Origin of the sequence: Micromonospora sp. DH14 (genome assembly GCF_029809455.1) — a bacterium.
In the GTDB taxonomy this organism is placed as follows: Bacteria; Actinomycetota; Actinomycetes; order Mycobacteriales; family Micromonosporaceae; genus Micromonospora; species Micromonospora parva.
The window spans coordinates 46,808-68,307 of sequence record NZ_JARVKT010000027.1; the positions used below are offsets into that span (position 1 = coordinate 46,808).

At 73.8% G+C, this 21,500-nt stretch carries 18 protein-coding genes; 4 read left to right on the plus strand and 14 right to left on the minus strand.

The genetic code is table 11. The features are described 5' to 3' along the window. Window positions 1–3: 3 nt before the first annotated feature. From mptB (QCZ28_RS26665) to QCZ28_RS26685, 5 genes are read right to left on the minus strand one after another with little or no spacing between them, the layout of a single operon-like run. Window positions 4–1,461 carry a polyprenol phosphomannose-dependent alpha 1,6 mannosyltransferase MptB gene (mptB, locus tag QCZ28_RS26665; RefSeq protein ID WP_279519207.1) on the minus strand — a complete coding sequence of 486 codons (1,458 nt, stop codon included), beginning with the start codon at window positions 1,459–1,461 and terminating at the stop codon, window positions 4–6. Window positions 1,462–1,475: 14 nt separating this feature from the next. After that, the gene (gene mptB, locus QCZ28_RS26670) at window positions 1,476–2,876 is read right to left on the minus strand and encodes a polyprenol phosphomannose-dependent alpha 1,6 mannosyltransferase MptB (protein ID WP_279519208.1); all 1,401 of its coding nucleotides are present in this window, start codon (window positions 2,874–2,876) and stop codon (window positions 1,476–1,478) included. Window positions 2,877–2,924: 48 nt separating this feature from the next. Further along, window positions 2,925–4,541, minus strand: a complete 1,617-nt coding sequence (locus tag QCZ28_RS26675) for a hypothetical protein (RefSeq protein ID WP_279519209.1) — start codon at window positions 4,539–4,541, stop codon at window positions 2,925–2,927. Further along, window positions 4,534–7,581 carry a bifunctional [glutamine synthetase] adenylyltransferase/[glutamine synthetase]-adenylyl-L-tyrosine phosphorylase gene (locus tag QCZ28_RS26680; RefSeq protein ID WP_279519210.1) on the minus strand — a complete coding sequence of 1,016 codons (3,048 nt, stop codon included), beginning with the start codon at window positions 7,579–7,581 and terminating at the stop codon, window positions 4,534–4,536. The genes QCZ28_RS26675 and QCZ28_RS26680 overlap by 8 nt, the downstream gene beginning before the upstream one ends. Beyond that, the gene (locus QCZ28_RS26685; RefSeq protein ID WP_279519211.1) at window positions 7,581–8,348 is read right to left on the minus strand and encodes a type 1 glutamine amidotransferase; all 768 of its coding nucleotides are present in this window, start codon (window positions 8,346–8,348) and stop codon (window positions 7,581–7,583) included. Before QCZ28_RS26685 ends, QCZ28_RS26680 begins: the two co-directional genes overlap by 1 nt. A 108-nt stretch (window positions 8,349–8,456) precedes the next feature. On the opposite strand from QCZ28_RS26685, the gene QCZ28_RS26690 reads away from it, so the two are divergent. Further along, window positions 8,457–9,392 carry an LD-carboxypeptidase gene (locus QCZ28_RS26690; protein ID WP_279519212.1) on the plus strand — a complete coding sequence of 312 codons (936 nt, stop codon included), beginning with the start codon at window positions 8,457–8,459 and terminating at the stop codon, window positions 9,390–9,392. Between the two features lie 97 nt (window positions 9,393–9,489). Here the strand turns inward: QCZ28_RS26690 and QCZ28_RS26695 are convergent, their stop codons facing one another. Then, entirely contained in the window at window positions 9,490–10,368 is an 879-nt protein-coding gene (locus tag QCZ28_RS26695) for a virginiamycin B lyase (protein WP_279519213.1), read from the minus strand. A gap of 181 nt (window positions 10,369–10,549) precedes the next feature. On the opposite strand from QCZ28_RS26695, the gene QCZ28_RS26700 reads away from it, so the two are divergent. After that, a complete protein-coding gene (locus QCZ28_RS26700; protein WP_279519214.1) occupies window positions 10,550–11,026 on the plus strand; it encodes a hypothetical protein in 477 nt (158 codons plus the stop codon). A 494-nt stretch (window positions 11,027–11,520) separates the two neighbouring features. Here QCZ28_RS26700 and QCZ28_RS26705 read toward each other — a convergent pair whose 3' ends face one another. The 4 genes from QCZ28_RS26705 to glnA form a co-directional block, all read right to left on the minus strand. Continuing rightward, complete coding sequence (locus tag QCZ28_RS26705) at window positions 11,521–11,904, minus strand: VOC family protein (RefSeq protein ID WP_279519215.1); 384 nt, start codon at window positions 11,902–11,904, stop codon at window positions 11,521–11,523. A gap of 190 nt (window positions 11,905–12,094) precedes the next feature. Next, on the minus strand, window positions 12,095–12,787 hold the full coding sequence (locus tag QCZ28_RS26710; RefSeq protein ID WP_279519216.1) for a WYL domain-containing protein: 693 nt from the start codon (window positions 12,785–12,787) through the stop codon (window positions 12,095–12,097). 160 nt (window positions 12,788–12,947) lie between these two features. Continuing rightward, on the minus strand, window positions 12,948–13,373 hold the full coding sequence (locus QCZ28_RS26715) for a DUF350 domain-containing protein (protein WP_030330115.1): 426 nt from the start codon (window positions 13,371–13,373) through the stop codon (window positions 12,948–12,950). A gap of 89 nt (window positions 13,374–13,462) precedes the next feature. Beyond that, entirely contained in the window at window positions 13,463–14,812 is a 1,350-nt protein-coding gene (glnA, locus tag QCZ28_RS26720) for a type I glutamate--ammonia ligase (RefSeq protein ID WP_030330117.1), read from the minus strand. A gap of 284 nt (window positions 14,813–15,096) precedes the next feature. Between glnA and QCZ28_RS26725 the strand changes: the two genes are divergently transcribed. Both QCZ28_RS26725 and panB read left to right on the plus strand, forming a co-directional pair. Beyond that, window positions 15,097–16,854, plus strand: coding sequence for an NAD+ synthase (locus tag QCZ28_RS26725; protein WP_279519217.1), 1,758 nt, complete (start codon window positions 15,097–15,099; stop codon window positions 16,852–16,854). Window positions 16,855–17,051: 197 nt separating this feature from the next. Then, window positions 17,052–17,897, plus strand: coding sequence for a 3-methyl-2-oxobutanoate hydroxymethyltransferase (gene panB / locus QCZ28_RS26730; RefSeq protein ID WP_279519218.1), 846 nt, complete (start codon window positions 17,052–17,054; stop codon window positions 17,895–17,897). A gap of 50 nt (window positions 17,898–17,947) precedes the next feature. Here panB and npdG read toward each other — a convergent pair whose 3' ends face one another. From npdG to QCZ28_RS26750, 4 genes are all read right to left on the minus strand, one after another. After that, a complete protein-coding gene (gene npdG / locus QCZ28_RS26735) occupies window positions 17,948–18,646 on the minus strand; it encodes an NADPH-dependent F420 reductase (RefSeq protein ID WP_279519219.1) in 699 nt (232 codons plus the stop codon). Between the two features lie 101 nt (window positions 18,647–18,747). Further along, entirely contained in the window at window positions 18,748–20,178 is a 1,431-nt protein-coding gene (locus QCZ28_RS26740; protein ID WP_279519220.1) for an RNB domain-containing ribonuclease, read from the minus strand. An 80-nt stretch (window positions 20,179–20,258) separates the two neighbouring features. Further along, window positions 20,259–21,140 carry a histone gene (locus tag QCZ28_RS26745; RefSeq protein ID WP_279519221.1) on the minus strand — a complete coding sequence of 294 codons (882 nt, stop codon included), beginning with the start codon at window positions 21,138–21,140 and terminating at the stop codon, window positions 20,259–20,261. Between the two features lie 83 nt (window positions 21,141–21,223). Then, window positions 21,224–21,427, minus strand: coding sequence for a hypothetical protein (locus QCZ28_RS26750; protein ID WP_030330129.1), 204 nt, complete (start codon window positions 21,425–21,427; stop codon window positions 21,224–21,226). Window positions 21,428–21,500 lie beyond the last annotated feature (73 nt).

The window sequence follows — 21,500 nt, forward strand, 5'->3', positions numbered from 1 at the left end:
CGCTCATGATCGTGCTCGATCCTTGCGGGGGCGCCGGATGGCCCATGCCAGCGCGGTCAGGAGCAGGGCGGTCATCGCCACCGCGCCGGGAGCCTTCGTGAACCGGGCCAGATTGGTGCCGTCGGGCAGGGTGAGGAAGGCCGCCGCCGAGGCCGGCAGCACGAACCATGTCGTCCGCCCGGCGGTGAGTGCGAGCAGCGCCAGGGGCCAGGTCGCGTACCAGGGGTGGAAGACCGGGGACAGCACGACGGTGGCGACCAGCGCCAGCGCCGCGCCGCGCAGCGCCACCCCGGGGCCGCTCCCCTCGACCCGCGCCACCTGTGGGGCGTCGTCGGCACCGCGCAGCGCCCGCCAGGCCCGCCACCACAGCACCGCCAGCACCCCGGCGAGCAGCAGCAGGGCGACCGCGCGGACCACCGGCACCGCCTGCGGGTCCCGGCCGACCAGCGCGCCGGCGTAGTCAACGACGAAGCCGACGGCGGTGGGTGGTGACGTCCACTGCTCGGAGTCGCCGCTGTGCGTCAGCCCGCCCACCCAGCCGAACCCGAGCCCGGACGCCGCCGAGGTGACCAGCACCGCGCCGACGAGCCCTCCGGCCAGCCAGCCGCCGTCGCGCAACAGCGCCCGCCAGGTGTACCGGCCGCGCACCCCGGCCAGCACGGCGAACGGCACCACCACCACGGCAGTGGCCTTCGCCGTGACCGCCAGGCCGAGCAGCGCCCCGGCCAGCAGCAGCGCCCCCGGCCCACCCGGTCGCCGGATCGCCACCAGCAGCCCGCTGAGCAGCAGGCCCAGCATCACCGCGTCGTTGTGCGCCCCGGCCACCAGGTGCACCCCGACCAACGGCCCGGCCAGCGCCAGCCAGGCGGCCCGCCGGACCGGTACCCCGGCGGCGCGGGCCAGACCGGGCAGGCAGTACGCAGCCAGCAGGACGCCCGCCACGGCGATGACCCGCAGTGCCACGACCGTGCCGGTCAACCCGCCACCGGCACCCACCGCGAGCGCGGCGAGCAGGACGAAGACCGGCCCGTACGGTGCCGGGGTGTCGCGCCAGATCGGGGCGACCGTGTCCAGCCAGGGGCAGCCGGCCGCCGCAACCCCCACCGCGTACGGGTCGACGCCGTGCGCGTACGTCCAGCCCTGGCAGGCGTACGAGTAGACGTCCCGGCTGCCCAGCGGTGGCGCGACGAGCAGCGGCAGCGCCCACAGCCCGGCGGTGACGTACGCCCATCGGGTCGACGGGGCACCGTCGCGCAGCGACCACCACGCGCCGACCAGCAGCACGGTGCCGACCAGCCAGCAGGTCAGCGTGGCGGGGCCGTCCGGGGCCCGCCAGATCGACGTGGGTGTGACGCCCAGCGGGGCGTCGGGCAGCGCGCCGCCGAGGTGTGCGGCCACGGCGAGCAAAACGGCGCCGAGCAGGCCGGCGTACCGGGAGACAGTGGCACCGGGAGCGGTCACCGGCGCACCTTCCCTCAGTCGGCGGCGACCGGCTGACGGGTCGCCCGAGCCGACCGTACCAACCGGACGACCACCACGATCACCAACAGCGTCATCAGTGGCGCCCCGACCGTCTTGGTGTACCGGGGAAGCCCGGTGCCGTCGGGCAGGATCAGGAACGAGGCGACCAGGGCGACCACGACGAACCATCGGGTCCGCCGGGCGGTGGCGGCCAGCACGAACAACGGCCACGTCCAGTACCAGGGGTGCACCACCGGCGAGAGCGCGACCGTCACGGCGAGCGCGAGGCCGGCGTAGAACAGCGGGTCACGGGTGCGGGAACGCCACCAGAGCCAGACGAGCAGGACGGCCAGCACCACCACGGCGATCGCGCGGGTCGCCGGCAACGCGTCGATGTGACCGCCGAACGGCACCGCGAGATAGTTGATGGTCTGCCCGATGGCGGTGGGTGGGGAGGTCCAGGCGATGGCGGCGCCGCCCTGGGAGAGTCCGCCGACCCAGCCGAAGTCCAGCCCACCGACGACTGTCACGCCGACCACTGTGGCTACCGCGCCGCCGACCACCCAGCCGCCGTCGCGGATCAGCGTCCGGATCCGGAACGGCCCGGCGGTGGCCGCCAGCGCGGCGAACGGGACCACCACCACGGCGGTGACCTTGATCGCCACGGCGACACCGAGGAGCAACCCGCCGACCAGCAGCAGTCCGCGTCGGCCCGGGTGGGAGGCCACCACGGCCAGCCCACCGACCAGCGCGGCGAGCATCAGCACGTCGTTGTGGGGGCCACCGATCAGGTGCGTCGCGACCAGCGGGCAGCCCAGCGCCAACCACACCGCCCGGCCGGCCGGAACCCCGGCTCGGCGGGCCAGCACCGGCAGGGCCCACGCGGTCAGCGCCACGCCGACCAGCGACAGGGCCCGGAACAGCACGATGCTGGCGGTCAGCGAGCCGGTGACCTCGACCACCGCGCCCGCGATGAGCACGAACAGCGGCCCGTACGGCGCCGGGGTGTCCCGCCAGATGACGGAGACCGTGTCCAGCCAGGGGCAGGGCAGCGCGGAGACACCCTGCTCGTACGGGCTGATGCCGGCGGCGAAGCTGGCGCCCTGGCAGGCGTACGCGTACACGTCCCGGCTGCCGAAGGGGGGTGCGACGAGCAGCGGTAGCAGCCACAGCCCCACGGTGACCAGCGCCCAACGGGTCGACGGCACGCCGTCACGCAGCGCCCACCAGGCGTACGCCAGCAGGCCGGTGCCGACCGCCCAGGCGGCGAGAATCAGCGGGCCGTTGGGGCCCTGCCAGATGCTGACCGGGGTGCTGCGCAGCGGGCCGCTGGGGAACGCTCCCCCGAGGAACGCGGACAGCGCGATCAGCGTCGAGCCGGCCAGGCCGGTCCAGCGCGCGAGGTGGGAAGGCACGCCCGACATGCTGCCAGCACTCCGGTCGGGCAGCGACGGCAGGCACCGTCAGCAGTGCTGGGCCGGGGCCAGGCTGCTGGAGATCGTGTAGTCGCCGGCCGAGCGGACCCGTACCTCGGTGAATCCGTCCGCGCCCTGTCGCACGCAGCCGTCCGGGCCGTCCAGCGACAGCCACCGTGACCAGCGCACCCGCACCGGCACGTCGCCGGGAGCGGCGGTCAGCCGCACCGAGCCCCGGTCGGCGGCGACGAGCTGGCCGGGTGCGCCGACCAGCGGCGTCGGGTCGGCGACCGCGTACAGCCGCCAGGTCGGGTCACGCCAGACCTCCCGCAGGTACGGCAGGCCGGCGCGGATCAAGGCGGCCTCGTCCCGGCCCCACCGGTCGGCCGGGGCGTCCGGTGCGATCGCCACGTACGTCACCGCCTCGTCGTGGAGCCACCGCTGGTAGGTCTGCGCGTTCAGGGTGCCGTCGTAGAACAGTGCGTTGCGGTCACTGTCGACCTGGCGTTCCCAGCCCCGGGCCAATGGCACTGTCGGTGGCAGGTACGCGGACTCCCAGTGGTCGCGCAGCGGCACCACCTCGACCCGTCCGGCGGGCCGGAGGCGTTGCAGTTCCTCGACGAGCGGGCGGTGGAACGCCGGGGCGCTCTCCGGGGCACCGGCCCGGGTGACGTCGCTCGTCATCACCGGCGACTGCCACCACACCGTCGCGGCGAGCAGCCCGGCCAGCCACGGCTTCGGCAGCGGCGCGTACCCGGCCAGCACGGGCAGCGCGAACAGCATCGGCAGCCGCAGCGCATTGGAACCGATCGGGCTGGGCACGTAGTACGCCCCGACCAGGAGCAGCACGGTGAGCACCGCGCCGATGCGCAGCACCCGGCGGCGGCGCGGCAGCAGGACCGCCACCAGCACGGCGAGGGCGACGTTGATCCGCATCGACTCGGCCGAGTACGGCTGGGTGCCGCCGTTGCCGAACAGGACCGCGATCGGCGCCACGGTGACGATCGGCGCCAGGGCCAGGACGAGACCCTCGGCCAGTGGAGCCTCGGCCCGCCATCCACCCGCCAGCGCCCGCCCCGGCCCGTCGCCGCGCCGCAGGGCCGCCAGCAGCAGCGCTGCCCCGGCCAGCCCAGTGAACAGGCCGGCGACCGGGCTCGCCGCCGTCGCCAGCGCGGCGCAGGCGGCGGCGAGGGCCAACCGGACCGGACGCGGCGGGCGTTCGGTGCTGACCGCGCAGAGCGCCAGCAGGCCGAACGTCAGCCCAACGGCGAAGGTGATCCGCCCGCTCGCCAGGTTGCCGACCAGGACCACGGCACCGAGGACGCCGGCCAACAGCGGGCGTCGGGCCCGGCTGCGGGCGAACAGCCAGGCCAGCGCGAACGCGCCGAGCACGGCGGCGACCGCCCCCAGTGGACGCACCCCGACCAACGCGCCCAACCGGGCCGTGAACAGGCTGTAGCCGTACTGGTTGACGCCGCCGTACCAGCCGAGGTCGAGCGGCGTCGCACCGTACCGGTCGGCGAAGTCGGCGCGGGCCACCTGCGCCGCGAGGTCGGTGCCCATCCGGGGCGCGAGCAGGAACGCGACGGCGAGCAGCACCGCCACCCCGGTCGCCGCCACCCAGCCGGTGCGCCGCCCGAGCGGGCGTGGCGACACCTCAGGCATCGAGGACCCGTTCGGCCGCGGCGCGGGAGCGGCGGCCGGTGCGCAGGTACTCGTCGAGGAACTCCCCCGGGTCGTCGCGGCCGAGCAGCCGGACCACCCCGGCCAACTCCACCCCGTGCCGGGGCAGTTGGTCGCCGGCCCGGCCCCGGACCAGCATCAACGCGTTGCGGACCTGGGCGGCCAGGGACCAACCGGCGGCCATCTCCGCGGCGTCCGCCGGATCGATCAGGCCGGCCCGCTCGGCCGCCGCGAGGGCATCGAGGGTACGCGTGCCGCGCAGCGCCGGGTTCGCGCCGGCGTGCCGGAGCTGGACGAGTTGCACCGCCCACTCCACGTCGGCCAGCCCACCGCGACCCAACTTGGTGTGGGTGGCCGGATCGGCCCCACGGGGCAGCCGCTCGGTCTCCACCCGGGCCTTGATCCGCCGGATCTCGACGACCTGCTCGCGGGTCAGCCCGTCGGCCGGGTACCGCACCGGGTCGATCATCGCCTCGAACTCGGCGCCCAGGCCCGCGTCGCCGCAGACGAACCGGGCGCGCAGCAGCGCCTGCGCCTCCCACACCCGCGACCAGCGGGCGTAGTACGTCGCGTACGCGGCGAGGCTGCGGACCAGCGGACCCTGGCGGCCCTCCGGGCGCAGGTCGGCGTCGACGCCCAGCGGCGGGTCGGGGGCGGGCACGCCGAGCAGCCGACGAAGTTCCTCGGCGATCGCGTGCGCGGCGGCGCTGGCGGCACTTTCGGCGACTCCGGCGGGCGGGTCGTAGACGAAGAGCACGTCGGCGTCGGAGAGGTAGTTCGACTCGTACCCGCCGAGCCGGCCCATGCCGATCACGGCGAACCGCAACCCTTCCGGCGCGGGTTGGCTGGCCTGGGCGGCGCGCAGCGCGGCGGCCAGGGTGGCGTCGGTGACGTCGGCGAGCGCCGTACCGACCTGGGTGATGTCGGACAGGCCGGGAGCCGGCCGGTTCGCACCGTCCGGACGGGTGGGGCTGGGTGCGAGGGAACCCGCCCGGCAGAGCACGTCGGCGCAGGCCACCCGGACCAGCTCCCGACGGCGCAGCGCGCGCACCGCGCTGGTCGCCTCGACCGGGTCGGCGTGCCGGGCCGCCGCCGCCAGGAACCCCTCCCGCAGCACCTCCGGCGGGCGTGGGGCCAGCTCGTTCTCCTCGGCCAGCAGCCGCAGCGCCTCCGGGTCGCGGGCGAGCAGGTCGGCCACGTACCGGGACAGGGCGAGGACCCGGGCCAGCCGGCGGGCGACCGGGCCGCCGTCGCGCAGCAGCCGCAGATACCAGGGGGTGCTGCCCAGCTTGTCGGAGACCTTGCGGTAGTTGAGCAGCCCCCGGTCCGGCTCCGGCGCGTCGGCGAATTCGCTGAGCAGCACCGGCAGCAACGTGCGCTGGATGGCTGCCGTGCGGCTCACCCCGCCGGTGAGCGCCTGGAGGTGACGCAGCGCCCCGGCCGGGTCGGCGAAGCCGAGGATCTCCAGGCGGTTGCGGGCCGCCTCCGGGGTGAGTCGCAACCCGTCCGCCGGCACCCGGGCCACCGACTCCAGCAGCGGCCGGTACAGCAGTTTGGCGTGCAGTCGGCGTACCTCGGTGGCGTGGGTGACCCACTCGGCCCGGAAGCTCTCCACCGCGCTGCGCCCCGGCGTGGCCGTGAAACCGAGCGCGGCAGCGAGCCAGCGCAACGCGCCCGGCTCGGCGGGCACCGTGTGCGTACGACGGAGCCCTTGCAGTTGCAGCCGGTGCTCGACGCTGCGCAGGAAACGGTAGCCGCGCAGCAGGGCCTCGCCGTCGGCCCGACCGACGTAGCCGCCGGCGACCAGGGCGCGCAACGCCGGGATGGTGCCGGGCTCGCGGAGCGTCTCGTCGCCGCGACCGTGCACGAGTTGCAGCAACTGGACGGCGAACTCGATGTCGCGCAGCCCGCCGGGACCGCGCTTGATCTCGCGTTCCAGCTCCTTCGGCGGGATGTTGTCGATGATCCGGCGGCGCATGGCGCGGACGTCCTCGACCGCCTCGGGTCGTTCGGCGGCCCGCCAGACCAGCGGCGCGAGCTGGTCGATCCATTCCTGGGCCAGCGGCAGGTCACCGGCGGCCGGGCGGGCCTTCAGCAGCGCCTGGAACTCCCAGGTGCGCGCCCACCGCCGGTAGTAGGCCAGGTGGCTCGCGAGGGTCCGCACCAGGGGGCCCCGGCTGCCCTCGGGGCGCAGTGCGGCGTCGACCGGCCAGGCGACCAGCCCACAGATGGAGATCAACCGGGTCGCCACCTGGGTCGCGGCGGACAGGTCGGCGTCCTCGGCGGCGACGAAGATGACGTCCACGTCGGAGACGTAGTTCAGCTCACCGCCGCCACACTTGCCCATCGCCACCACAGCGAGCCGGGGCCGCTCGGTGCCGTCGGCCAGCTCGGCGACAGCGATCTCGTACGCCGCCGACAGCGTCGCGTCGGCCAGCGCGGAGAGCGCGGCCATCGTCTGCTCCAGGCCGCGACCGCCGGTCAGGTCGGCCGCCGCGATCCGCAACAACGCCAGGCGGTACGCGGTCCGCAACGCCGCCACCGGGTGGCCGCCGTCGGCCGGCTCCAGCCGCCCCTCGGCGATCGGGGCGAGCCCGTCCGGTGCGGTACGCAACGTCAGACAGTGCTCGGGGTTCGCCACCAGGTGGTCGCCGAGCGCCGACGAGGCACCGAGCACCGCGACCAGCCGCCGCCGCAGCCCGGGGTCGTTGTGCAGGTCCGCGAGCAGCGACGATTCGGCACTGCCATCGGTGGCGCGGCTCCCGGCGGTGCCGTCGGCGCTGCGGCTCTCCGCTTCCACGATGCGGTGCAGCTGCCGCAGCGCCAGGTCCGGGTCGGCGGCCCGGGACAGCGCGGCGAGCAACTCCGCCGCGGCCTCGTCGACCGGCTCCTGCTCGGCCGGCTGCCACAGCCGCAGCCCGTCCGGGCCGAGGAGGTCCGCGGCGCGCGCGCCGCCGTCGCCCTCGGCGGTGCCGAACCCGTACCGGGCCAGTCGCCCCGGTGCCCTGGTCGGCCGGCTCATCAGTGCCCGAGCAGCGGCAGGCCGCGCCGCGTCGTGCTGTCGTCCAACTCGCCGAGTGCCAGCGCGGCGAACCGGGCGGCGAACGGTTGCCAGACCTCCTCGATGTCGGCCAGCACCGAGGCGCAGGCCGCCACGACCAGCTCCGGGTCGTAGCCCAGCTCGGCGAGTTGGGTCGAGTCGGTGGCCCAGTCGGCGATCATCGCGGCGTCGCACTCGATGTGGAACTGCAACCCCCACGCCCGGTCACCGAGGCGGAACGCCTGATGCGGGTAGCGGGTGGACGCGGCCAGCAGGGTGGCACCCCTGGGCAGCTCGGTGATCTCGTCGGAGTGCCACTGGAGCACGTCCGGGATCAACGGCACGTACCGGAACAGCGGGTCGTTCTCGGCGGCGTCGCGCCGGCCGACCACGCCGGGGCCGATCTCCGGCCCGGACGGGCTGCGCTCCACCAGGCCGGCGTGCGCGGTGGCGAGCAGCTGCGCGCCCAGGCAGACCGCCAGGGTCGGCACCCGGTGCCGGACCGCCTTGCGCAGCAGGCCCTCCACCGCGGGAAACCACTGCGCACCGGGCGAGCCGTCCGGCAACGGGTACGCCTGTTGGTCGCCGCCGAGCACCACCACCGCCGCGTACCCCTCCAGGTCGGCGGGGAGCTCGTCGCCGGCGTGCGGGCGAACCACCCACAGCTCCAGCCCAGCCTCGGTCAGCCACTCACCCAGCCGGCGCGCGTCGTCCGTCGGGTCGTTCTCGATCACCAGCGCGGTTGCCACCCGTCGAGGCTAGCGGGTGCACCGCACGGCACCACCCCCCGGCACGGGCCGGTGCGGTCTCCCGTCGCCCGGGCACGGGTCACGTCGGAGTGATTAGGCTCTGTCGTTGTGATCAACGAGGACACGCCTGCCGTACGCCCGCCCGTGCTGCGCCCCGGTGACACCGTGTTGCTGGTGTCGCCGTCCGGGCCGACCTCGCCGGAGCGGCTGGCCCGGGGCATGGAGTTGCTCACCGGCTGGGGGCTGCGCCCGGTGCCGGCGCCGAACGCGTACGCCCGCCACGGCTACCTCGCCGGCACCGACGACCTGCGCATCGCCGACCTGAACGTGGCCTTCGCCGACCCGCAGGTGCGCGGAGTGATCTGCACCCGCGGAGGCTACGGCGCCCAACGGATCGTGGACGCCATCGACATGGCCGCCGTCCGCCGTGACCCGAAGGTGGTGGCCGGCTTCTCGGACATCACCGCGTTGCAGTTCGCGCTGTGGCGGGGCGCCCGCCTCGCCGGGGTGCACGGCCCGGGGGCGGCCTGGCGCGACGAGCGGACGCCGCTGCGCTCCGCCGAATCCCTGCACGCGGCGCTGATGACGACCGAACCAGTGACCGTCGAGGCGGTCCCCACCGAGGAGACCTTCGACATACGCGTCCCGGGTCGCGCCACCGGCACCCTGCTCGGCGGCAACCTGTGCATGATCGCCGCGTCGATCGGCACACCGGACCTGCCCGACCTGACCGGTGCGGTGCTGTTGATCGAGGACGTGCAGGAACCCCCGTACAAGGTCGACCGGATGCTCACCCACCTGCGCCGGGCCGGCGCGCTCGACGGCCTGGCCGGGGTGGCGGTCGGGCAGTTCACCGAGTGCGGCGACGGCTGGGACACCACGATCGTCGACGTCCTCTCCGAACGCCTCGGCGACCTGGGCGTACCGGTCCTCGGCGGCCTTCCGATCGGCCACGGCCCCAACCAACTCACCGTCCCGGTAGGCACCCAGGCCACCCTCGACACCACCACCGCAACCCTCAGCACAACCCCCGCAGTCCAGTAACCCCCGGCCCCCTCGCGCCGGAGTACCCGGTGATCATGAAGTTGTTGTCACTTTCCACGGCGTGTCGCGGCAACAACTTCATGATCACCGCAGGGGGTCAGGGGGTCAGGTGGGCTATTGCTCCTGTTTCCAGGGCGGACCAGATGCCCTTCGGGGTGCGGGTGATGCCGTGGGGTTCGGAGTTGGGGGTGGGGAGCGGGTAGCTCTCGATCCGTCCGCTGGGATCGAGGTGACCGATCCGGTTCGCGCCCCACTCGGTGAACCACGCGCCGCCGTCCGGGTCGGTCACTATCGCGTGCGGACGGGCCGCCCGGTCCGGCAGCGGGATCTCGACGATCTCGCCATCCGGGGCGATCCGGCCGAGTTGGCCGGCCGCGATCTCCACGAACCAGATGGTGCCGTCGTCACCGCAGGTGATGCCGACCGGGCCAGCCTTCACTGTGGGTAGCGGATACAGCATCACGGTGCCGTCGAGGTCGATCCGGCCGACCGCGTTCGCCTGGTTGAGGGTGAACCACAGCGCCCGGTCCACGCCGGCAGTGATCATCGAGGCGAATCCGCCGGTCACCGGCAGCGGGAACGCGCTGTGGGTGCCGTCGGTCTCCACCCGGCCGATCGTGTCGGAGGTCATCCCGGTGTACCAGAGCGCGCCATCAGGTCCGGCCGCGATGCCGCACGGCCCGGTGCCGGCCGGCAGCGCGATGCTGCGCTGCTCGCCGTCGACGGTGATCCGGCCGATCCGGTCGTCGCCCGAGCGGGTGAACCAGAGCGCCCCGTCCGGCCCGGTCGTGATGATCAACGGGCGGCTGCCCGCCGGCTCCAGCGGGTAGGTCCGGACCGCGCCGTCGGGCGAGAACCGGGCGATCCCGCCGGCCTGGGCCAGCGTCAGCCACAACGCGCCGTCCGGGCCAGGCGTGATGCCGTACGGCCCAGAGTCCGGCCCGGTGAGTGGAATCTCCCGAATTTCGACGGTCATTTCGTGTCCTTCCGTCGGTGATCGTCCACCCTGACCGCTCGGCCGGCGACGACACAACCGATTTCGGCTACCGCCGGCCAGGATTGTCAGCTCGCTGACAGGGTCGCCATGGCTTCCGCCCAGGCTGCCCGGTCACTGTCGGTCACGACAGCGCACGATCACCGAACCTCTGGAGGACAGCATGTCCCGCACCATCCGTAGGAAGCACCTGCTGGCCGGCCTGGCCACCGCCGGCGTCCTCGGCGTCGGGATCGCGGCCCCGACGATGGCGTTCGCCGCCGACACGCCCACGCCGGCTCCGAGCACCAGCACCGCCCCGGCTCCGGGCGCCAAGGCCGACCGGCAGGGTGAGTTCGCCGAGGCACTCGCCAAGGAACTGGGCGTGCCCACCGACAAGGTGACCGCCGCCCTGGAGAAGATCCGCGAGCAGCACCGGCCGGCCGACCGACCCCAGCGACCGTCCGCCGAGGACCGGCAGGCCGCGCTCAAGCAGCGCCTGGAGCAGGCCGTCAAGGACGGCAAGCTCACCCAGGAGCAGGCCGACGCCATCACCAAGGCCGTCGAGGCCGGCGTCTTCCCCGGCCCGGGCGGCCACCGTGGCCCGGGCGGCCCGCACGGTCCCGGTGGCCAGCACGGCGAAGGTACGCCCGGCAAGTGATCCGACGGGCCGACCCCGGCAGGCACTGACCCGCCGGGGCCGGCCTCGGCGCACCACCAGCGACCCGGCACGCGCCGACCCGGCCCGGGCCGGCCTCGGCACACCACCAGCGACCCCGGTCCGTCTGCCGGAACGTGCCCCACCCGGCCCGTTGCGGCTTGATCCACTCGGTTTTCAGGAAGTGGGGGTATCCAACGCCCTCGGATACCCCGACTTCCTGAAAACCGAGTGGATCACGGGCTCCGGTTTCTCAGCCACGCCACGCCAGGCCAGGCCAGGCCAGGCCAGAGCAGGCCAGGCCAGGCCAGAGCAGGCCAGGCCAGGCCAGAGCAGGCCAGGCCAGGCCACGCCAGACCAGGCCGGAGCAGGGCCGGCCAGAGCAGGACCGGCCAGAGCAGGACCGGCCAGAGCAGGACCGGCCAGAGCAGGACCGGCCAGAGCAGGACCGGCCGGAGCAGGGCCGGCCGGAGCAGGGCCGGCCCTGGAACGGGTGGTCAGCTCTGCTGGGGCGGGGGCGAGAACACGCCCACGCGATTGCCGGTCGGGTCGAGCAGGTGGGCCGACGTGAGACCGCTCGGCACCGTACGCGCCGGCACCAGCACCCGACCGCCGGCCGCTTCGGCCCGCCGGCAGGTTTCCTCGACGTCGGCGACCTCGGCGTAGAACATCGCGTAGTTCGGCGAACTCCCGTCGGTCGCGCGGATCGCCCCGCTGATCCCGGTGTCGCCACCGGCTCCGGTCACCCGGTAGGACCCGCCGTTGGCCGGCCCCTGCTCCTCGAAGGTCCAGCCGAACAGCTCTCCGTAGAACTTCTCCGCGTCCTCGGGCCGGTCGGCGCCGATCTCGAACCAGGTGATGGGCGTGGTGGACCTGGACATCTGTTGCCTCCAGAAATTTCCGGGCCGGCCGTTCGGCCGCCGTCTGAAGCAGTCTCGAGGCCGTCCGCGACAGCGTCCTGTCGGTGTTTCCGGATCATCCGACCGGGTTGTCGGCGACCCGGCCCACCCCGCCCGGGTTGTCGTCGACCCGGCCCACCCCGGCCCGGGTGGTCGTCCACGCGGCGCCGTCTCAGACCAGGCTCAGCGGGCGGAGCCGTTCGTGCGGGATGTCGAGATCGGTCAGGTGCAGCTCCCGGGCCACCACGTCGGGCAGCGCCCGGACCGTCCGGATCCGGTCGGTGCGGAAGCAGCGCAGCTCGTCGCGCAGCCGGCACCAGGCCACCAGATACCAGTGTCGGGAGTTGCCGAGGTAGCCGAGTGGCTCGACGTCACGGGTCGAGTCGGCGCCGGCGCGGTCGGCGTACCGGATGCGCAGCACCCGCCGCGCGGTGACCGCCTCGGCGATGGTGGCCGGGACGGGCGTGGCCGGCCCGTCGCCGATCAGGTGCACCCGGCCGGCGAGGCGGTGTGCCTCGGCGGCGTCGGCGGCCGGCAGCACCGCCACCAGCTTGCGCAGCGCGGTGCCGGCCGGCCCGGCGAACGGCGAGTCGGCGAGCCGGTGCAGCGCCACCGCCATCGCCACCGCCTCGGCGGCGGTCAGGTTGACCGGCGGCAGGGTGCGGGCGCGGTCCAGGACGTAGCCGCCGGTGCGCCCGGGCTCGGCCCAGATCGGCACGCCGGCCTCCTGCAACGCGCCGAGGTCCCGTTCGATGGTCCGGCTGCTCACCTCGAAGCGGGCGGCCAGCCAGCGGGCGCTACGCGGGCGTGGTGACACCGCCCGCAGCTCCTCGACCAGCGCGTACAGGCGATCCGTGCGGTTCATGCCCGGCACGCTACGGCCGGGGTACGACGCCCTCCGGCGACGTGCGCGCCCGCGAGCGCCTCGACCGTCGGAGATTTCCGTCAGCGGCTGACGGAAACTGTCCAAGATCTCCATGCGCGAAGACGCGCGCCCGCAGACGCACGGCCTCACGCGCGCGGCCTCAGGCGATGCAGGCGCAGACGATCAGCGCGGCCCCGAAGTGGGTGGCGGCGCTGACCCGGGCGGCCGGGTGCGGCTCCGGGGAGCAGATGACCTCGCCGAGCTTGCCGGGGGTGAGCAGGTCCAGCACCACGAAGGCCAACGCCATGATCGCCAACCCGACCAGCCCGAAGAGCAACGTGGAGGCGAGCCCCTTGCCGAAGTCGCTGTAGCTGGTCAGGATCGCGGTGAAGACGATCCCGGCGATGCCGAGCTGGTTGGCGGCGAGCAGCAACCCCGCGTTGGCGTTGCGCTCGACCCAGATCAGGTCCCGTAGCCGGCCCGGGGTGAGCAGGTCGACGAGCCCGAACCCGGCGGCCATCAGCCCGACGCCGACGATCCCGAACACGACGCTCTGCCAGGCACCGCTGAGCAGATCCTCCAGCACCGACTTGCCTCCCGACTCTCCGTCCGGAGGGGTACCGGCGCGGTGATCGAGACGATAGCGGCAGCGCGCAATGGCGTCAGCCCCTGCGCCTACAGCGCCAGGTAGCGCTGCCGCTCGTACGGGGTGACCTCGCGGCGGTACTGCTCCCACTCGGCCCGCTTGTTGCGCAGGAAGAAGTCGAAGACGTGCTCGCCGAGCACCTCCGCCACCAGCTCGGAGCCGGCCATCACGTCGATCGCCTCGGCGAGGTTCTCCGGCAGCGCCTCGTAGCCCATGGCGCGCCGTTCCGCGCTGGTCAGTGACCAGACGTCGTCCTCGGCGCCCGGCGGCAGCTCGTACCCCTCCTCGATGCCCTTGAGGCCGGCACCGAGCAGCACCGCGAAGGCGAGGTACGGGTTGGTGGCCGAGTCCAGTGAGCGGACCTCGACCCGGGCCGAGTTGGGCTTGCCGTACGCGGGAACCCGGACCAGCGCGGACCGGTTGAGGTGACCCCAGCAGACGTACGCCGGGCTCTCCGTGATCCGGTCGGGCAGGTGCTGCGGGAAGAGCCGCTTGTACGAGTTGACCCACTGGTTGGTGACGGCCGTGTACTCCCGGGCGTGCACCAGCAGGCCGGCGATGAACGACTTCGCCACCTTGGACAGCTTCATCGGGTCGCCGCTGTCGTGGAAGGCGTTGCGCTCCCCCTCGAACAGCGACAGGTGGGTGTGCATGCCGCTGCCCGGCTGGTCGGTGAACGGCTTCGGCATGAAGCTGGCCTGCACGCCGGTGGAGAGCGCGACCTCCTTGACCACGTGCCGGAAGGTCATGATGTTGTCGGCGGTGGTCAGCGCGTCGGCGTAGCGCAGGTCGATCTCCTGCTGGCCGGGCGCGACCTCGTGGTGGCTGAACTCCACCGAGATACCGATCCGTTCCAGCGCCAGCACGCCCTGGCGGCGGAAGTCCCGGGCCACGGCGTGGGTGGTGTGCTCGAAGTAGCCGCCGGTGTCGACCGGGGTGGGCACCGAGCCGTCCTGCGGGCCGTTCTCCAGCAGGAAGAACTCGATCTCGGGGTGGGTGTAGAAGGTGAAGCCCTTCTCGGCCGCCTTGGACAGGGCGCGGCGCAGCACGTGCCGGGGGTCCGCCCAGGACGGGCTGCCGTCGGGCAGCAGGATGTCGCAGAACATCCGGGCGCTCTCGCCGCTGACCCCGCCCTCGAAGGGGAAGACCTGGAAGGTGGTCGGGTCGGGCATGGCCACCATGTCCGATTCGAAGACCCGGGCGAAGCCCTCGATCGCCGAGCCGTCGAAGCCGATGCCTTCCTCGAAGGCCGCCTCCAGCTCGGCGGGCGCCACCGAAACGCTCTTGAGCGTGCCCAGAACGTCGGTGAACCACAGCCGGACGAACCGGATGTCCCGCTCTTCCAGCGTCCGGAGGACGAACTCCTGCTGACGGTCCACTTCCCCAACCCCTCGCGACACTGTTTTGTCCGCCTTGGCCGGGCTGCGCCCGACCTGATCGCCCAGTCTTCCCGGGCCTGGTTACGCAGACGTTACGCGAACTGCCGCCGGCCGTCCCCTCGTGTCCCGCCCGGCGAGCGGGGGCCCGGCCGGACCCGCGACGTCCGCCGCCGGGCGGGCCGGGCTCCTGCCGTCGCGGCCCGGCCGGCGCCCGTGGCGGCGGGTGGCGGCAATCTCGTCCGAGGGTACGGATTGTCGCCACGGGGCTGGGGCAAGATGAAGGCATGCCCACCCTGCGCCTCGCCCTGTCCCAGGTCAACCCGACCGTCGGCGACATCGCCGGAAACGCCGACCTGGTCCGCAGCTGGACCCGCCAGGCCGCCGATGCCGGTGCCCAACTGGTGCTCTTCCCGGAGCTGATGCTCACCGGTTACCCGGTCGAGGACCTGGTCTTCCGGCGGTCCTTCGTCGCCGCGTCCCGGGCCGCCGTCGAACGGCTGGCCGCCGACCTGGCCGCCGACGGTCTCGGCGAGTTGCCGGTGGTGGTCGGTTACCTGGACGCCGACGGGCCGCCGCAGGTCAGCGGGGACGCCGAGGCGGGCCGGGGGGCCCGTAACGCCGCGGCGCTGCTGCACCGGGGCGTGGTGGCCGCCCGCTACTTCAAGCACCACCTGCCCAACTACGGGGTCTTCGACGAGGACCGGTACTTCGTCCCCGGTGACGCGCTGACCGTGGTGCGCATCGGCGGTGTGGACGTCGCGCTGACCATCTGCGAGGACCTGTGGCAGGCCGGCGGTCCGTTCGCCGCCGCCCGGCGGGCCGGCGTCGGGCTGGTCGTCAACATCAACGGCTCGCCGTACGAGCTCAACAAGGACGACATCCGGTTGCCGCTGGTCCGCCGCCGGGCCGCCGAGGCGGGTGCCGCCATCGCGTACGTCAACATGACCGGCGGCCAGGACGAGTTGGTCTTCGAGGGCGACTCGATGATCGTGAGCGCCGACGGTGGGCTGCTCACCCGGGCCCCGCAGTTCGTCGAGCACCTGCTCGTGCACGATGTCGAGCTGCCGGCCGCCGGCGCCGCGCCGACCACCGAGACGGTGGCGGACGGCATGCGGATCGTGCACAGCACCCTGGACGGCGTTCCGCCCGCGCCGGCCGGCCCGGCCGTCACCGGCGGGCTGATCGAGCCGGTGGCCGACGAGGCCGAGGTGTGGCAGGCGTTGGTGCTGGGCCTGCGCGACTACGTCAACAAGAACCGGTTCCCCTCGGTGGTACTCGGCCTCTCCGGCGGCATCGACTCGGCGGTGGTGGCCGCCCTCGCCGTCGACGCGCTCGGGCCGGACCGGGTGGTCGGGGTGTCGCTGCCCAGCCAGCACTCCTCGGAGCACTCCCGGGAGGACGCCGCAGACCTGGCCAAGCGCACCGGCCTGGACTACCGCGTCGAGCCGATCCAGCCGATGGTCGACGGCTTCCTGGCCAACCTGTCGCTGTCCGGGGTGGCCGTGGAGAACCTGCAGGCCCGGGTCCGTGGCGTGATCCTGATGGCGCTGTCGAACCAGGAGGGCCACCTGGTGCTGACCACCGGCAACAAGAGCGAGCTGGCGGTCGGCTATTCCACCCTGTACGGCGACTCGGTGGGCGGCTTCAACCCGGTCAAGGACGTCTGGAAGACGCTGATCTGGCGACTGGCCAAGTGGCGGAACAGGGACGCGGCGCGGCGCGGTGAGACCGCCCCGATCCCGGAGAACTCGATCGGGAAGCCGCCCAGCGCCGAGCTGAGCCCGGGCCAGCTCGACAGCGACAGCCTGCCCGACTACGACGTCCTCGACCCGATCCTGATCGGTTACGTCGACGGCGACCTCGGCCGTGACGGGCTGGTCGAGTCGGGTCACGACCCGGCGATCGTGGACAAGGTGCTGCGGCTGGTGGATACCGCCGAGTACAAGCGACGGCAGTCGGCGCCAGGCACGAAGATCTCCATGAAGGCGTTCGGTCGGGACCGCCGTCTGCCGATCACCAACCGGTGGCGCGAGCACGGCTGAGCCGTACCCCTGGGGGTGCCGGGTCGGTGGCGCGGCCCGGCGCCGCCGCACGGTGACCTGGCGGTCACGTCGCCGCCTTCTCGCCCCGGGGTGGAGTGACATCTTGCACTGGGCCCTGCCGTCAGCACGTCGCGCGGTGCGACGATCGCGACGGAACCCGGGGACCGCGCAGGCGGCCTCGAGGAAGGGAGACAGAGATGGTGGAGTCCACTCCGAACGAGGTGACCGCGTTGTACGGCGGCCCGGCCACCCGACGGGTCCGCACCCGCGACCTGATGGCCGCCAAGGAGCGCGGCGAGCGGTGGCCGATGCTCACGTCGTACGACCAGTACACCGCGTCGATCTTCGATCAGGCGGGGGTCCCGGTGCTGCTGGTCGGCGACTCGGCCGCGAACAACGTGTTCGGCTACGAGACGACCCTGCCGATCACCGTCGACGAGCTGCTCCCGTTGGTACGGGCGGTGGTGCGGGCGACCCGGCAGGCGCTGATCGTCGGTGACCTGCCGTTCGGCTCGTACGAGGAGGGCCCGGCCCAGGCGCTGCGGACCGCCGTCCGGTTCATGAAGGAGGGTGGCTGCCACGCGGTGAAGTTGGAGGGTGGCCGCCGTAACGCCGCGCAGATCGCCGCGATCGTCGGTGCCGGCATCCCGGTGATGGCGCACATCGGTTTCACCCCGCAGAGCGAGCACACCCTGGGCGGCTACCGGGTGCAGGGCAGGGGCGACGCCGCCGACGAGGTGCTGGCCGACGCGCGGGCGGTGGCGGAGGCGGGCGCGTTCGCTGTGGTGCTGGAGATGGTGCCCGGCGAGGTGGCCAAGCGGATCACCCACGAGCTGCCGATTCCCACAGTGGGCATCGGCGCGGGCCCGGACACCGACGCGCAGGTGCTGGTCTGGCAGGACATGGCCGGGCTGCGGACCGGCAAGGCCCCCCGGTTCGTCAAGCGGTACGCGGACCTGGCCGGCACCCTCACCGACGCCACCCGCCGGTTCGCCGACGAGGTCCGCGGCGGCGAGTTCCCGGCCGCCGAACACACCTTCTAGCCAGCGATGTCGGGGTGTCCCCCGCGCTGGGGACACCCCGACACCGAGGCTCAGAGGTCGGTGACGCGGATGCCGGCGTGGGCCTTGTAGCGCTTGTTGATGGCGATCAGGTTGGCGGTGAACGCCTCGATCTGGTGGGCGTTGCGCAACCGGCCGGCGTAGATGCCCCGCATGCCGGGGATCCGGGCGGCGAGCGCGCCGACGATGTCGACCAGCTCGCGGTCCTCGGTGCAGATCAGCACGTCCAGATCGATCCGGTCGACCTCGGGGTCGGCGAGCAGCGGCGCGCTGACGTGGTTGAACGCGGCGCAGACCCGGGAGTCGGGAAGCAACGCGGCGGCCTGCTGCACGGCACTGCCCTCGGCGACGGTGAGCGCGTACGGGCCCTGCTTGTCGAAGCCGAGCGGGTTGACGCAGTCGACGACGATACGGCCGGCGAGTGGCTCGGCGAGGGCGGCGACGGTGGCGGCGTGCCCGTCCCACGGCACCGCGATGATCACCACGTCGCTGCGTCGGGCCACCTCGTCGTTGGCGGCACCGGTGACGCTGCCGCTGGCCGGCACCCCGGGCAGGGCGGCGATCTCGGCCGCGGACTCGGCGGCCCGCTCCGCCGACCTCGATCCGATCAGCACCGTCTGACCGGCCCGCGCGAACCGGTAGGCGAGGCCCCGCCCCTGGTCGCCGGTGCCACCGATGATGCCGACCGTCAGCCCGGACACGTCGGGCAGCGTGCTCGCGTCGTATGCCATGGCCTCATCCTCGCAAACCGCCCGGTGGGTCAGCAGCGCCGAGCGTTGTGAGAATCCCCGCTGCCCCGGACTCCCCCGGCGCCGACGGGCACCGGCAGCGCTCAGGCCAGCTCGAACAGGACGCTTCGGGCCGCCGGGTCGGCGGTGACCAGCCGGACCCGGACGCGTTCGCCGAGCGGCAGTTGGCCGAGGCAGCGGGCGCGTACCGGCGGGGCGTCCAGCGCGACGGTGCCACCGGGCGGGCGGGGCCGGGACTTGCCGTTGGACGGGGCGTCGACGTCGAGGACGGCCGCGTCGAAGGTTTCACCGACCCGGTGTTCCAGCACCGCCGCCTCGGCCAACTCGACGGCGCCACGAGCGGCCGACGAGGCGACCCGGTCGGTGCTCGCCATCGCCTCGGGCAGCCGGGGCAGCGCGGCGCGGGCCCAGTCGGGCACCGGCTGGCCGGCGTGCAGGGCCAGGCAGACCTCGGTGGCGTACCGGTCGGCAAGCCGCCGCAACGGGGCCGTCACGTGGGCGTACGCGGCCGCCACACCGCCGTGTTCCGGCTGCTCCGGCAGCGTCTGGTCGAAGGCGGTGTACGCGGCACCGCGCATCAGCTCGGCCGCCTGGTCGATGAACGCCGCGGCGCGCGGCTGGGCCGGGTCCAGAGCGGCGATGACCTGTCCCGGCCCCACGTCGTCGGGCCAGTGCACGCCCAGCGGGGCCGCGGCGGCCCGGAGCCGCTGCACCGCCTCCGGTTTGGGCGCCGGCATGGTCCGCAGCAGGCCGACCCGGCCGGCCAGCATGATGTCGGCGGCGGCCATCCCGGTCAGCAGGGAGATCTGCGCGTTGTGCTCCTCCATCGGCACCGGCGCGCGCAGCACCAGCCGCCAGCCCTCACCGTCGGGCTCCAGATCCTGCTCGGGCAGCGGCAGGTTGATGGCGCCGCGCCGCAACCCCCGCGCGGTCAGCAGGTCGCCGATCTCCGGCAGCAGGGCGATCGGGTCGGCCAGCCGTCCGGCCTCGGCCGCCGCCTGCACACCTGGGTAGTCGAGTTTGGCGCGACTGCGGACCAGGGCGCGTTCCAACTCGACGGCCACGGTGGCACCGTCGGCGTCCAGGTCGATGGTCCAGAGCACCGCGGCCCGGTCGACGTCGGGTAGCAGGCTGGCGGCACCCTCGCTGAGGGTGCGCGGGTGCAGCGGCACGTTCCCGTCGGGCAGGTAGATGGTCTGCCCCCGCCGCCAGGTTTCCCCTTCCAGCGCGCCACCAGGGGTGACGTGCGCGGCGACGTCGGCGATCGCGTACCGCACCCGGTAGCCGCCGCCCGGGCGGCGGGCGAGGTGCATCGCCTGGTCCAGGTCGCGGGAGGTGGCGGGGTCGACGGTGACGAACGGTATGTCGGTGCGGTCGACGGGCGGCTGCGGCGGTGCCGCAGCCGCCTCGTCGGCCTCACGCTGGGCGTCGGCCGGGAAATCCTCGGGCAGGCCGAGTTCCCGGCGCAACGCGCCGAAGTCGATGCGGGGCGCGAGTACGCGTCGGATGACCACGGGTCAATCCTGACAGTGCCACCGGTGATCCGCTTCCGGTGACCGGCCGGGAATTCCACCTGGCAAGAGGTGGTCCGTGCTCAGCCGGTCGCCTTGCGGGCGGCGGAGCGGGCGCCCTTCGGTGCGGTGGCTCGGGCGGCGACCGGCCGGGCCGGCGACTTGCGGGCGGTCACCTTGCGCGCCGGTGCCTTGGCCGCGACGGTCTTCTTCGCCGGGGCCTTCTTCGCCGCCGCCTTGCGGGCGGTGGTCGACGAGGTGCCCGTCACCTTCGCGGCCGGGGCCTTCTTGGCCGGGGCCTTGCGCGCGCCGCCGCTGGGGCGGGTGGACGCGGTCTTCTTCGCCGCTGCCGTCTTCTTCGCCGTTGTCTTCTTGGCGGCGGACGCCTTGGTCGCGACCTTGCGCGCCGGGGCCTTCGCCGCAGCGGTGGTCTTGCGCGCCGGGGCCTTCACGGCCGTGGTCTTCCTCGCCGCCGAGGCCGTCGTCTTCTTCGCCGTAGCGGTGGTCTTCTTCGCGGCGGCGGTGGTCTTCCGCGCCGCGGACGCCGGGGCGCGCTTGGCGGTGACGGTGGTCTTGCGCGCCGCCGACGCCGGGGCGCGCTTGGCGGTGACGGTGGTCTTGCGCGCCGCCGACGCCGGGGCGCGCTTGGCGGTGGCGGTCGTCTTGCGGGTGGCGGCAGCGGTCTTCGCCGGCGCCTTCTTGGCCGCGACGGTGGTCTTGGTCGTGGCGCGCTTCGCCGGTGCCTTCTTCGCGGGGGCCTTCTTCGCCGCCGTGGTGGTCTTCTTGGCCGGCGCGCGGCCTGCCGCGCCGGCGGCCTTCCGGGCCGGTGCCTTCGCTGCACCGGCGGTGGACTTGCGCACGGGGGTGGTCCGGCTCGCCGCCGTGTTCCGCTCCGCCGCGGCGGTCTTCTTCGCGGTGGTGCGTCGGGCGGCCGGGCGCTTGGTGGCCTGCTGTGCTTCGGCCATCGTGGTTCCCTCCTCGGGGGACGTGCTCTCGCGTGCGTCCTCGCGGAGCACGAAATGCCTCGGCGCGAGCCGTCCCGCGCCGCCTATCTGTCGTCCCCGGCCCAACGAGCGTCCTCGGCATCCCACGCCTCGTTCCGCTCCTGCACTCGTTGCAGGGCGTTCTCGGCGTCGGCCGCCGAGTCGTACGGCCCGAGAACGTGCTTCGCCGGACACACGTTGGCGTCCGTCTCGACCCGGTGATGCCGGGTGCACCAGTAGAACTGCCCACCACGCTCGCTGTCGCTCATGGGAATCACTGTGCACCGCGAACCGGCCGGCCGCCACCGGATCGCACAAGTCGCCGACGATCTCCACAGTAGA

Coding starts and splice junctions, on each gene's coding strand:
- QCZ28_RS26675 (WP_279519209.1), bottom strand. CDS start 4,541: ATGCCTGAGGTGTCGCCACGCCCGCTCGGGCGGCGCACCGGCTGGGTG.
- QCZ28_RS26680 (WP_279519210.1), bottom strand. CDS start 7,581: ATGAGCCGGCCGACCAGGGCACCGGGGCGACTGGCCCGGTACGGGTTC.
- QCZ28_RS26695 (WP_279519213.1), bottom strand. CDS start 10,368: ATGACCGTCGAAATTCGGGAGATTCCACTCACCGGGCCGGACTCTGGG.
- QCZ28_RS26700 (WP_279519214.1), top strand. CDS start 10,550: ATGTCCCGCACCATCCGTAGGAAGCACCTGCTGGCCGGCCTGGCCACC.
- QCZ28_RS26705 (WP_279519215.1), bottom strand. CDS start 11,904: ATGTCCAGGTCCACCACGCCCATCACCTGGTTCGAGATCGGCGCCGAC.
- QCZ28_RS26710 (WP_279519216.1), bottom strand. CDS start 12,787: ATGAACCGCACGGATCGCCTGTACGCGCTGGTCGAGGAGCTGCGGGCG.
- QCZ28_RS26725 (WP_279519217.1), top strand. CDS start 15,097: ATGCCCACCCTGCGCCTCGCCCTGTCCCAGGTCAACCCGACCGTCGGC.
- panB (WP_279519218.1), top strand. CDS start 17,052: ATGGTGGAGTCCACTCCGAACGAGGTGACCGCGTTGTACGGCGGCCCG.
- npdG (WP_279519219.1), bottom strand. CDS start 18,646: ATGGCATACGACGCGAGCACGCTGCCCGACGTGTCCGGGCTGACGGTC.
- QCZ28_RS26745 (WP_279519221.1), bottom strand. CDS start 21,140: ATGGCCGAAGCACAGCAGGCCACCAAGCGCCCGGCCGCCCGACGCACC.
- QCZ28_RS26750 (WP_030330129.1), bottom strand. CDS start 21,427: ATGAGCGACAGCGAGCGTGGTGGGCAGTTCTACTGGTGCACCCGGCAT.